This window comes from Spiroplasma floricola 23-6 (assembly GCF_002813555.1).
Classification (GTDB): domain Bacteria; phylum Bacillota_I; class Bacilli_A; order Mycoplasmatales; family Mycoplasmataceae; genus Spiroplasma_A; species Spiroplasma_A floricola.
The window spans coordinates 634,399-648,023 of sequence record NZ_CP025057.1; the positions used below are offsets into that span (position 1 = coordinate 634,399).

The window sequence follows — 13,625 nt, forward strand, 5'->3', positions numbered from 1 at the left end:
TTTTTGATGATAAAGTTTTTAATACTAAAAACGAATTAGATATATATATTGAAAATAAATTTAAAATAAAAAATATTACAACTAAGCGCAATCCCAATGATTATCTAATAAATACATCTGGTGAGTTATCATCGCTTGTAAAAACTAATAGCAATGAAAAAATGCAAAAAGTTTACAAAGGATTAAATGGATCAGCTTTTTTATCAGAAAAAGATGCCAAAGAAACTTTTCAAAATAACTATTCTTTAAATTATAAAGTTGATGGTCAAGTATTTGATAACACTTATAGTGCCAGAGAATATTATTTAAATGTTAAATTAAAACAATTAGAAGATAATGCAATAAAAACTATTTGTTATGAACAAGGAGCAATGTGTCAAACAAAAGAGCAAATTACTTCTTGACTAAGAGATAATACTGTAAAAGGTTTTGAATATCAGGGAAAAGATTTTTCAAATTTAAACTATTCAGAGTTTTTATTAGCAATGAATGATTTAGATGATCAAATTATAGATAAAAATATTAAACCTGTTTTAAATGCTGATAGATCATCTTATTGAGTAACTCAAAATACAAAAAGTAGTTCAGGATATTTTGTAGGTCCAAAATATTTTGAAAGTAATGAAGCAGTTAACTCTGTTGCTAAATTTCAACCAATTAAATCATATGATGTAAATGCTTTTGCTTTACCAATTGCAGGTTGAGCTTTTGCTGGAATTACTAGTTTAGTATTAGATTCTTTAGTTAAAGAACCTGTTCAAAGCAATTATGAAATGATAAAATTTTTAGAAACTACATTTAATAAATTAAATTTAGATATTAAATTATTAAAAAATTTTGAAGATAAATTTTATAAATCCTTATCTAAAAATTTACAACAGGATTTATCATATGGACTTGATGATATAAAAGACTCTGAATTAAATGATTTTTATAGATTATTAATTTCTTTTAAGAGATTTTTAGATATTACAAAAATTTATGATTTGGATATTAAAACAGATGAATTAGAATTAACTTTAAAACAAATAGTTGTAGAAATTTTAAACTCTCAAAAAGAGTTTATGAACAATATGTTAGATATTAACAATGATAAAAATGGAGCAAATATTTTATTAGATTCAAGTATCTCATTTGATGATATTTACAGTTTGTTTTTAAATACAAATGCTTTCTTTAATGATGGGGGAACTAAAAAAATACTTTGAGATATTGCAGAAAATATTTTAAGAAGAATGGATAAAGTCATGGAAATAATTGGCTCTATAGCAGACAATATTGGAAAAGTAACAGACAATATTGGAAAAGTAACAGACAATATTGGAAAAATGAAAACAACTACAAATAAAAATGAGAAAGAGTTTACAACAAATGTAGAAAAAAATAATCAATTAGTAACTGAAACTCTTATTGATAATAGTGATTTATTAATAAAAGAATTAGGATTAAATTTAGATTTTACAACTAATTATATTGGTCCTGCAGCTTTATTATTAGCAATTCCAGAAATGATATCTGCAGTATGAAACTTAGGACAAATGTTGAGTTTTATTTCACTAAAAACCTATGAAGCAAAATTAGATAGTAATCAATCACTATATTATTTTGAACCAACTTTTAAAATACCATTATTAGATATTTCTTTTGCTCAAAGAGTTCAAGATCAAAACATTCATGTTTTAAATCAAAGTCCTTTAAGTTATTTTTCACCAAAACAAGATGGTAAAGAATTAAATGAATTATATGAATTTAATGGAAAATATTATAAAGATAAGAAAATTGCAATTGATGATTTAAAATATGAAATTTATAAAAAACCAGAAAACTTTTTAAAAACAAAAGAGTTATTTACTTCAGTGTTAAGCAAAGATAATAATCATATTTTAAATATAAACAAAATTTGTAGTACTGATGAAGAACAAAAAAATAGAAAAGATAGTTGTATTAGTGCTTATGAATATGAAAAAGAAGTTTCTAAACAAAGCGAAGAGTATATTCAAAGATTATTTAAACAATATTATGAAAATACAGGAAAGGAATATTATCTTGATGGCTTTGGAGGAGCATATGATAATAAAGATATAGCAATTCAGCAATTAAAAAATAAAGTTGATTATTTAGATAATTATCAAAAAGTTTATAGTTATAAAATTTATAATAATAAAATTGTAAAAGATACAGAACAAGAAATTAAAGATTATATTAAAGCTAATCAATATATTGAATCAAAAACAATTATAAATACAGATTTAATTCAAACTAAATCATATGATCTTTTAAAAGAAAATAATGGCTATGATTTTGATATTTATGAAATGAGTTACTATGGTCAAATAAAATATTTTAGAAGTCACTTAGAGGCAATGAATTATCTTGATAAAAAAGTAAATTATGAAGTTTATTCATATAATAGAGAAGAAAAGACTTATGACTATAAAGGTGTAGAGTTTATAAATAATCAACAATTTATTCAATGAGTTAACAGTCAAATCGAAGTTGTTTCACAAAAAGATTTTACAGATAGTGGAGGGGAAATTTCTAATGTTAAAACATATTTTAATAGCTTCAGCTATATCTAGTTTTTCAAGTGCATCTATTGTTCCTTTTATAAATTCAAATAATATAAATGAAGAAGAAAACTTTATTGAGTTTTTAAGAAAAGATATTGAAGAAAATAAATTTTATTTAGGAAAGCAAGTTTACAGTGAATATGATGGAAAAATTTTTACAAGTCAAGAATCATTAAATGAATATATTCTCTCTAATTCAATTGTTCAAAGTGAATTTACTTCATCAAATCCAAGCAAAATAATTAAAGATTATGAACATATGACTTTAGATGAAACAAAAATATATGATATTGATATGGACAAATTCTTACCAGTATATAGAGATGCTTTTGGAAACATTGCTCAAACAAGTCAAAAAGCATTAGACATTTATACACATGGAGGTCTTGTAAGACAAAAATACAGCTATGATGAAGAAGAATGATTTGATTCACCAGAAGAAGCTAAAATAAATCAAAAAGATAAAATGAAAATTAATAAATCGCTTTATTATATTCATAATAACAAGTACTATAATGCTTTTAATTTAAAAGATATTAATAATTTGTTAAATACGTTTGAAGAAGGCTACTTTGTAAACAAAACTAAAAGTTTAGAGGGCAATCAATTACTTCAACCAATAATAGAATATGGAAATAAAGATATATTGTATAAAAAAATGAAAAGAGAATTAAAAGAGAATTTCTTTGATTCATATTTTTATGAAATATCAGATATGGATTATCAAAATAAACTTTCTTTTGAAATAAAAGATAAAAACGAACTAAGAATTGCATATCCTGGAAGAAGTCAAGAAATTTATTATTCTGGATCAAGACCACAAATAACTTTTGCAAATAAATACTCTTCAACAAAAGATATGATTGATGATTTCAAAAATATTGTAAAATGAAGTGAAGGTGTGGAAAGTGGAGGTGCAGGTATTGGAAGATATTATTGATATAGAGACTTTGATTTAATTGAAAACTCAAATAAAGTAACAGCTACAGTCAAATTACTTCCGAAATGAAGTGCGGGTTTTGGTAAAAATAAACCAAGCTTTGATCATTATACATATACAAATAAAACTGTATCAAAAATAAATACTTATTATGATAAAAGCAAACAACAGTTAGTAGATTCAGTTGGAGAGTTTTCAAAAAGATATTCTATTCAAGAATCAACAAGAGAAGACAAATCAATTATGTATGATTCATGATTTGATGAATATTTTCAAAAAAATATAACAAGTTTTCCTGGAAATGAAAATAAATTAGTAAGATATGAAGATATTTTACAAGAAAATTTTATTAAAAATTCTGATCAATCTGTTTATAAAGATTTATTATATGATGTAAATTATGCAAAAGGAACAGCTTACTCATTAATTAAAAGTTACTATGATTGACAGAGAGTAAAAAATGATTTATTAAATAATCCTGTAACTGTTAATGAAGAAATTATGTATCAATTAAGACCAGATTTCTATGCAACAAAAGAGCAATTAGATTCTTTTATAGCTTTACAAGGAAAATTTAATGCTGTTTTAAAATACTCATATGGATCAAATGCAGATTTATCTAGTCCAGATGGTAAATTATTGGCAAACACTTACGAAGAGGCAAGAGAAAAACAATTTGCAAATGCAAATTTAAGTCTTAAAAAAAGATATATTGCCTATGATGTGTTTGAAAACGCAATTGAAAGTGGTAATTCTGAACAAGAGGCAATAAGAGAATTGCAAAATAATATTCTTTTAGAATCAAAAATGGTTCATAAAAAAGAAATTGAAAATTGAAATTGAGATGTAAAAAAATCTTATGACTCTATTATAAGCGATGGAAGATACTTAGTATATAAAGTAAAAGCTCCAAAATCAAATAATTATATTTATTATTCATCTCAAGAAATGGCATTAAAAGCAGCTCTTTCAAATGCTAGAATAAGTGGAGATGTAAATAAAATGTCTCTTGAAAAATATGTGTATACATATACAGATTCCTTTACACAAAAAGAGTATAGTGTTATTTTTTACAATAATGATATTGATTCAGCAATTCAAAAGATATTATTGGAAATAGAATCAATTAAAAAAATCTTACATTAGTTTTTAAAAAAAGAATATTTTAAATATTCTTTTTTTAATTTTTTTATAAGTTTATATAGTTATATTTACTTACTTAAAGAAAAACTAAACTCCATAAATATAAGCAAGTAAAAAATATTAAAACTTAATTATTAATAAAATAAAAACCCCCTTTAAACTTTAAAAGGGGTTTTTTCAATATTTATTATTTCTTTGCTTTAATATAAAATTACTATTCTACAAATTTAATAATTTCTTTTGTATCTCCATTTTTATTTATTAATAAGTCTTCAATATTTATTGTAAATTTTAAATATCCTAATGCAACAGTAATGTATTTAAGTAAATTATTATTTTTTAAAGATATTGAATTTTTATTAAAATTAATAATGTCACTATTTTTTTCAAAAACACCTCAAGATGTACCTGTAGTTTTTGAATCAAAAATTGTACCTAAACTATTTAAATTGATAAAGTATTCTCTTCTTAAAATATACTCCTTATTAATAAATTGAGAAAAGTTTAGTTTATCTCTCAATTCATTTAGAGATTTTGTTCTTGAAAGATATCATGATCCATTTGAATTTCCACTTAAAATCATATTTAAAATTGCAATACTATATTTACCACTATTTGAAGTATTATCATTTTTGAAAATATCTATAAGCTCTTTATTTTTAATATTAAATAAATAATTATCATTTGAATCAAAGTCAGGATATTTAAAACTTGTATCTATTCCATAAAATTCTTGCATATTTTTTACTATGTTTTTTAAAATTAGTTCATTTAGTAACTCTCAATTAATATCTTTTTTAGAATTATAAGAATAAGAACTTAAAATATTAAAATCAGGTAATTCATGAGTATAGCTGTTTTGATCATCACCTAATTTAATTGAAAGTCCTGTTATTTTTAATTTAAAGTTAGCAATTGAGCTTTTATATGAATCAATTTTTTTAATACTGTTTATTTCATTGTCATTAAATTTCATTTCTTTAAAATAATTATCTTTAAGTAAATCTCATTCTTTTATTCATTCTTGCTTATTAGAAGAAGTTAAATAAACATCATTTAAGATTTGTTTACTTTCTTGACTATTAGTATCTTTTCTAAATAATAGTTCAAACATTTTTTTAGATTGTTCTTTTAAAGTTGAAAAGTTATTAAAATTTTCTACTCTTTTATTTTCAAAAGCTGTTAAGAAATTGTTCTCAAAAGTTCCTTCTTTATAAATTGATTGCTTCATAAAATTCATATTTAGATTTTGAAAATTTTTAAAGTAATTTTTTTTAATAAAACTTATTAAATTCTGAGAATAAGTATTATTTGAGTTTACATATTTTTTTATATTTTCACTATAATCTCCAAATGCTTCTCAATCTTGTTTATCATTTTTTATTTCATCTCATTTAAAATTAGAGAAGTTTCTTGTTTCTTCAGATAGGAAAAACTCTTTTGTAATTTTTTCTTGCATTTGTTCTCCAGCTAATTTAAATGCTTCACTATCTGTTGAAGTATATTTTAAAGTATCTTTTATTTCATATTTTTCAATGTCATTTTTACCTTTATAGTTTATATTAATTTTAAATTCTACTATAAATTTTCCAATAAAAACTCCTTGTGAAAGTTCTCCTGAATCAATTTTAAAGTTGTCATTGTAAATAACTTCAACTCCTTTAAAAATAGAGTCAACTTCATCAAGAATAATTTTATACTTGTTAACTTTTTTTAATTCATTTAACTTTTCTTCTAATAGTTTAGCTTTTAAAATTACATTAATATCATTTTCAATTTCTTTTTTGTTTTCTGGTTTTATTTCAGTTTCTTTTTTAGAATAAGTTTTAATATTTTCTTTTTTAATAAATAAATGATTTTTTTCTGTTTCTGATAAACCAATTAGTTGACTAAAAACCTCTGTGTTAATGTGATTATCATAAATTTTTGTAACATCATTTTGAAAATCTTGTATAATTTGAGCTAAATTATCATTTTCTGGCTCTTTATCTTTTTCTTGATCTTTTACTTCTGTTTTTTTACCACATGCTATAACTGTTGAAGTTGATGTGGCAATTAAAGTTACTGTACCTAATAAACTTAATAATTTTTTCATATTTTTCTCCTTTTTTAAGTAATCTTTAAAAGAGCAAATAAGTGAACAATTTAAGTTGAAAAACTCATAGTGATTATAAAAAAAAAAAAAAAGTCAAATTTTGCGAAAAAAATTTAAGAATAAGATTTAAAAGATGAAAGGGAATAGAAAATACTATAGTTAGATTTTAATCAAAAAAAAATATTCTAAATTTAATAGAATATTTTAATATTTTTAAAAATTTATATTTGTTATTCGACAAATTTAATAATTTCTTTTGTATCGCCATTTTTATTTATCAATAAGTCTTCAATGTTTATAGCAAATTTCAAATATCCCATTTCAAAAGATAGAGATTTTAATAAATTGTTATTTTTAAAAGTAAGTCCAGTTTTATTCAAAACAATAATATCTTTATTATCTTGAAAAACTTTTGTACTAGTTCCTGTAGAGTCATCGTCTTTAATATTTTCTAAATTATTTAAATTAAAAAAGTACTTTTTATTTCTATTATTTTTACTTATAAATGAAGTGAAATTTAGTTTCTCTAGTAAACTTTTTAAAGAATTTGTAGTGTTATAATAATATGTTCCTTTTGAGTTTCCACTCAATATCATGTTTAAAATTGCTATACTATGTATTTCATTTTTAGCAGCTCCTGAATTTTTCAAAATATCAATAAGTTCTTTATTTTTTAAATTAAATAAATAATTATCTTTTGATTGAAAATCAGGATATTTAAAGTCTGTATCTATTCCATAAAAGTCTTGAATATTTTTTACTATATTTTTTAATATTAATTCTTTTAACATATCTCAATTAATTTCTGTTTGAGAGTTATAAGAATAAGAACTTATAAGATTGAAATCTGGCAACTCATGAATATAGCTATTTTGATCATCACCTAATTTAATTGAAAGTCCTGTTATTTTTAATTTAAAGTTAGCAATTGAACTTTTATATGAATCAAATTTTTTAATATTGTTTATTTCATTTTCACTGAATTTCATTTCTTTAAAATAATTATCTTTAAGTTGATTTCATTCTTTTGATCATTCTTGTTTATTAGAAGAAGTTAAATAAATATCATTTAATATTTGTTTACTTTCTTGACTATTAGTATCTTTTCTAAAAATTAGTTCAAACATTTTTTGAGATTTTTCTTTTGAGTTTGAGAAATTATTGAAGCTTTTCATGTTTTTATTTTCAAAAGCTGTTAAGAAATTGTTTTCAAAAGTTCCTTCTTTATAAATTGATTGTTTACTAAAATTCATATTTAGATTTTCAAAATTCTTAAAGTAATTTTTTTTAATAAAACTTATTAAATTCTGAGAATAAGTGTTATTTGAGTTTACATATTTTTTTATATTTTCACTATAATCTCCGAATGCTTCTCAATCTTGCTTATCATTTTTTATTTCATTTCATTTAAAATTAGAGAAGTTTTTTGTTTCTTCAGATAGGAAAAACTCTTTTGCAATTTTTTCTTGCATTTGTTCTCCAGCTAATTTAAAAGCTTCACTATCTGTTGAAGTGTATTTTAAAGTGTCTTTTATTTCAAATTTTTCAATGTCATTTTTACCTTTGTAGTTTATATTAATTTTAAACTCTACTATAAATTTTCCAATAAAAACTCCTTGTGAAAGTGCTCCTGAATCTATTTTGAAGTTATCATTGTAAATAACTTCAACTCCTTTAAAAATAGAGTCAACTTCATCAAGAATAATTTTATATTTATTAACTTTTTTTAATTCATTTAACTTTTCTTCTAATAATTTAGTCTTTAAAATTACATTAATATCATTTTCAATTTGTTTTTTATTTTCTGCTTTTATTTCATTTTCTTTTTTAGAATAAGTTTTAATATTATCTTTTTTAATAAATAAATGATTTTTTTCTGTTTCTGCTAAACCAATTAGTTGACTAAAAACCTCTGTGTTAATGTGATTATCATAGATTTTTGTAACATCATTTTGAAAATCTTGTATAACTTGAGCTAAATTATCATTTCCTGGTTCTTTATCTTTTGAAGAATCTTTTGTTTCTGTTTTTTTACCACATGCTATAACTGTTGAAGTTGATGTGGCAATTAAAGTCACTGTACCTAATAAACTTAGTAATTTTTTCATATTTTTCTCCTTTTTAAGTAATTTTTAAAAGAGCAAATAAGTGAACAATTTAAGTTGAAAAACTCATAGTGATTATAAAAAAAAAAAAAAAAAGTCAAATTTTGCGAAAAACAAAAAAATTGACTTTTAAATGAATGTTCCCCCCATTTAGGCAACAATTTTTATACAATAATAGAAAAGGATAAAGTATATGGCAAAAAAAGGACAAAAGTTTAGAAAGTGAACTCAAGAAGAAAAAGAAAAAATTATTGAATTAAGTTTGAATGGTTATTCTCTAAAGGAAATAGCATTAAAATTTAACTCAACTACAGGATCAATTGGAACAATAATAAACAAATACAAAAATACAGATATTGGTGATTCAAAAACTCGTTTACCTTATAAAATAGATTACAGTATATCTCAAAAGGCAAATGATCTGTTTGTAGGAATTCTATTTGATTACAATAAGGAATTAATTAAGGAGAATGATATTTTAAAAAAGCAATGAGCCTCCAAGGCCAAAACCAAAAAGAAATAGTTCAACAATTATTGATAAATACCAAGAGCAATAGAACAATGATTTGTAAAATTTTAAATATTAATAGAACATCAACATATAAAAAAAATAAAACTTTAATGAATTTCCTGGATGATACAAGAATTATGAATTTAGTTATTTCAGAAATTGAAAGGAATAATTTCCTTAGTGCTTATAGTGCTAAAAGATGAGCCCTATATTTTAAATTAAATTATATTGACCCTTTCAGAATTAATCATAAAAAATTAGAACGTATATTTAAAAAATTTAATCATATTGCATATTACATTAAGAAACAATCTAAACATGAGATTAAAAGATATAACGAAACTATTAGAAAGAATTATTTAAAAGAAGCAAAAGAAATTGGTTTTGAAAATATTTGAACTAGTGATATAACTGAATTTTCAGTTAAAACAAAAAAAGGTTATATTTGCACAGTTCAAGATAATTTAACTGGAGAAATAATAGGAAAATCTAAAAGAATTGATAATCAAAAAACAGATTTTGTTCTTGAAGCTGTAGAAATGGCATATAAAAATAAAAAATATTTAGGTTCAATATTATTACATTCAGATAATGGAAATCAATATACCTCTCTGGATTACATAAGTTTATGTAATGATTTACAAATTATTAGAAGCTATTCAAAACCAGGAACACCTCATCATAATGGTAAACATGAAAGTTTTCATGGTCGTTTAAAAGATGAAACTATAAGAACATGTCATATTGAAAACATTAATCAATGTATGGAAATAGCATGAGCATGATTGGACTTTTATAATAATGATAGAATTAGAATGAATAAAAAATGATAAAAAAAAAAAAAAAACGTTCCCAATTTGGGGGGAACGTTGAATGTAAAAAATTATATTGAAACTTTAACTCCTTTTGGATGTCTATATATGTTTTATGGTAATGCAATAGGGGGATTAACTTTAAATACAACACAAATTATTATTTCATCATTTATTTTATTAATATGAATAGCTTTACTTTGTGCATTTAGCATATTTTCTATTAAAGCAATAAGAAAATAATATTTAATTTTTATTAATCAAATTGATAAAAAACCTTACTAGATAAGGTTTTTTATTGTTTTTATAGATATAATTATTTTGAATAAATAAGAGAGGTTTTCAAGAAAAATGAATAAAGATAACAAAAATTTAAATGCTCTAAGAATTTTGGGTATAGAAGCTGTTAATAAAGCAAATTCAGGACACCCAGGGATAGTTTTAGGAGCAGGTCCAATAGTTTATACACTATTTACAAAATTAATGAATTTAAACCCTAAAAATCCATCTTGATTTAATAGAGATAGATTTGTATTAAGTGCAGGACATGGTAGTGCTTTACTTTACAGTGCTTTGCATTTATCAGGATTTGATCTTTCAATTGAAGAAATGAAAAAATTTAGACAACTGAATTCAAAAACTCCAGGACACCCAGAATTTGGTCATACCCAGGGAGTTGAAGCAACAACAGGTCCATTGGGACAAGGATTTGCTATGGGAGTTGGTATGGCTCTTGCAGAAAGTCATTTAGCAAGTAAGTACAATACTGATAAACACGAAGTTATAAATCACTTTACATATGTATTGTGTGGAGATGGAGATTTACAAGAGGGAGTTTGTCAAGAAGCAATAAGTTTTGCTGGAAGATATAAACTTAATAAACTAGTTGTTTTACACGATTCAAATGATATTCAACTTGATGCACCTGTCAAAGTAGCACAAAGTGAAGATATTCAAGCAAAATTTAAAGCAGCAGGGTGAAATACATTAAAAGTAGAAAATGGTGAAGATTTAAAAGCTATTGAAAAAGCTATTGAAAATGCTCAAAAAAGTGATAAACCAACATATATTGAAGTAAAAACTATCATTGGAATTGGTTCTACAAATCAAGGAACTACAAAAGTTCATGGAGCTCCGTTAGGAACAGATATAACAACAGTTAAGCAATATTTTAATTGAAATGAACCAGAATTCACAATACCAAAAGAAGTTTCTGACTTTTGAAAAGTAAATGTTTTAAATAGAGGAGTTGCTCAAAACGATCAATGAGATAAAATGTTTGAAGTTTATCAAAAAGAAAATCCTCAATTAGCAGAACAACTTTTAAAATCAATTAATAAAGATTGAAACATTGATTTAAAAGAGCTAGAAGCACTAAATAAAGGCACAGAGCAAGCAACAAGAGTAAGTAGTGGAGAAGTATTTAACTTATTGAGTAAAAACATTCCTGCAATGATTGGGGGAAGTGCTGACTTGTGTGAATCTACAAAAATTAAAGGTGCTGATGGTAACTATGATTTTAATTCTAAAAAGGGAAGAAATATCATGTATGGAGTTAGAGAATTTGCAATGAGCTCAATAAATAATGGTATAGCACTTCACGGTGGATTGCTACCAGTTGCATCAGGATTTTTTGTCTTTGCAGATTACTTAAAACCAGCTTTAAGAATGAGCGCAATTATGAAATTACAAACTTTAAGTGTATTTACTCATGATTCAGTTGCAGTTGGAGAAGATGGACCAACTCATCAACCAATTGAACAACTTGCAATGTTAAGAAGTATACCAAATATGAGCGTTTATAGACCTTGTGACATGGCAGAAACTATTGCAAGTTATTATAATGCTTTAAATAATAAAAATAATCCAAGTGTAATCATAGCAACTCGTCAAAATTTAAAAGAATTAGATCACTCAAAAACTATTGTTGATGATGTTAAAAAGGGAGCTTACATTTTAAGCAAAACTGATAAAGCAAATATTACTTTAATAGCAACAGGAAGTGAAGTTTCACTTGCTTTAGAAGTTAAAAATGAATTAGAAAAAAATAATCAAAAAGTAAATGTGGTATCTATGCCAAATATGAATGAGTTTTTAAAACAATCAAAAGATTATCAAGATTCAATTATTGATAAAAAAACAATTAGATTTTCAATAGAATTATCATCAACTTATGGATGACATAGATTCTTAGGAGATAGTGGAAAAGCATATGGAATTGATACTTTTGGCTATTCTGCTCCAGCAGGAGATGTTATCAAAGAAATTAAATTTACAAGTAGTGAAATTTCAAAAGACATTTTAAATCATTTAAAATAAAAAATATGATATTATTAGTAATGAAACCGTTAAAAGGAGAATATAAAATATGACAATTGTTTGATGAGGAGCTCTATTAATTGCAATAGGTGCAGCTGTGGTTGGAGGAATTATTGGTTTTATAATAACAAGAAAAGTTATTCAAAAACAACTTAGAGAAAATCCACCAATTAATGAAAATCAAATTAGAGCTATGTATAGAAGTATGGGAAGAAAACCTACTGAAACTGATATTAAAAAGACAATGAATGCTGTTAAAAGAGGAAAATAATATATTATTTATAAAAATATTTTTATCTGATAAAAATGTTTTTTTTTTTTTTTTTAGCATTTATGATATATAATCATTTAGGAATTTAGCAACGATAAAAAAGAAAAGAAATACAGAATAAAAATTATAAATTATTAGGACGGTGGACAAAAATGATACAAGTATTTACTTGTAGAGGTTTTAAGAAGGTAAATGCCTTTTTATTACACAATGAGAATAAAAAAGCTATATTATTTGATACAGGATATTTAGTTTATGAAGATATAATAAAATTCGTTGAAGAAAACAATATAAAAATTACAGATATTTTTATTACACATGGACATTTCGCCCATTTTTATGGAATAAATGAAATATGTAAAAATCAAGATAATCCAAATGTATTTATTGGAAAAGATGATTTATTAAATCTTTTTGACTCTGTTAAAAATCAAAGTGAATTTTTTGAAGGTGTAGGAAAATATATTTTACAACCTATTAAAAATCTAAAAGTTATAGCAAAAGATACTAAAATAAAAGTAAATGGATATAATTTAGAAATATATGGAAAGAAAATACATACAGATGGATCATTGTTATTTTCAGTTCCAGAAAAAAAATTTATTTTCGTAGGAGATTTTATTTTTAAAGATGAAAGTTATCTAATGGATGATTTAATGAACTTAGATGAAGAATCTGAAAAAAAAGCAAAAGAAATTTTCAATTGATTTATTAACAAATTTGATAAAAACTTCTCAGTTTTTCCAGGCCATTATGAATATGGTTTTAAAATTAGAGATATTTTAGAAGAAGATGAAGGTAAACTATTAAGAAAATATATTGAAAAAGCAAGCTAAATTATTTGTAATAAAGTGCAACC

General features: G+C 23.4%; 10 protein-coding genes. 8 read left to right on the top strand and 2 right to left on the bottom strand.

Annotation, left to right across the window (positions count from 1 at the left end; genetic code table 4):
* Positions 1-161 precede the first annotated feature (161 nt).
* Entirely contained in the window at positions 162-2,579 is a 2,418-nt protein-coding gene (locus SFLOR_RS02905; protein WP_100916599.1) for a hypothetical protein, read from the top strand.
* Complete coding sequence (locus tag SFLOR_RS02910; RefSeq protein WP_100916600.1) at positions 2,542-4,656, top strand: hypothetical protein; 2,115 nt, start codon at positions 2,542-2,544, stop codon at positions 4,654-4,656. Before SFLOR_RS02905 ends, SFLOR_RS02910 begins: the two co-directional genes overlap by 38 nt.
* A 211-nt stretch (positions 4,657-4,867) precedes the next feature.
* On the opposite strand, the gene SFLOR_RS02915 is transcribed toward SFLOR_RS02910, so the two are convergent.
* The gene (locus SFLOR_RS02915; protein ID WP_100916601.1) at positions 4,868-6,748 is read right to left on the bottom strand and encodes a lipoprotein; all 1,881 of its coding nucleotides are present in this window, start codon (positions 6,746-6,748) and stop codon (positions 4,868-4,870) included.
* Between the two features lie 230 nt (positions 6,749-6,978).
* Positions 6,979-8,856, bottom strand: coding sequence for a lipoprotein (locus SFLOR_RS02920; RefSeq protein ID WP_100916602.1), 1,878 nt, complete (start codon positions 8,854-8,856; stop codon positions 6,979-6,981).
* 190 nt (positions 8,857-9,046) lie between these two features.
* On the opposite strand from SFLOR_RS02920, the gene SFLOR_RS02925 reads away from it, so the two are divergent.
* From SFLOR_RS02925 to SFLOR_RS02950, 6 genes are all read left to right on the top strand, one after another.
* Positions 9,047-9,376 (top strand): hypothetical protein, encoded by a 330-nt coding sequence (locus tag SFLOR_RS02925; protein ID WP_100916301.1) that lies wholly within the window; start codon positions 9,047-9,049, stop codon positions 9,374-9,376.
* Positions 9,343-10,197: a DDE-type integrase/transposase/recombinase gene (locus tag SFLOR_RS02930; RefSeq protein WP_100916333.1), complete on the top strand. Its 855-nt coding sequence runs from the start codon at positions 9,343-9,345 to the stop codon at positions 10,195-10,197. The genes SFLOR_RS02925 and SFLOR_RS02930 overlap by 34 nt, the downstream gene beginning before the upstream one ends.
* Before the next feature lie 36 nt (positions 10,198-10,233).
* The gene (locus tag SFLOR_RS02935) at positions 10,234-10,419 is read left to right on the top strand and encodes a hypothetical protein (RefSeq protein WP_100916603.1); all 186 of its coding nucleotides are present in this window, start codon (positions 10,234-10,236) and stop codon (positions 10,417-10,419) included.
* Between the two features lie 108 nt (positions 10,420-10,527).
* Complete coding sequence (gene tkt / locus SFLOR_RS02940) at positions 10,528-12,495, top strand: transketolase (RefSeq protein WP_100916604.1); 1,968 nt, start codon at positions 10,528-10,530, stop codon at positions 12,493-12,495.
* Positions 12,496-12,544: 49 nt separating this feature from the next.
* A complete protein-coding gene (locus SFLOR_RS02945; RefSeq protein WP_169919188.1) occupies positions 12,545-12,766 on the top strand; it encodes a YneF family protein in 222 nt (73 codons plus the stop codon).
* Positions 12,767-12,918: 152 nt separating this feature from the next.
* Complete coding sequence (locus tag SFLOR_RS02950; RefSeq protein ID WP_100916605.1) at positions 12,919-13,602, top strand: MBL fold metallo-hydrolase; 684 nt, start codon at positions 12,919-12,921, stop codon at positions 13,600-13,602.
* Positions 13,603-13,625: the final 23 nt, after the last annotated feature.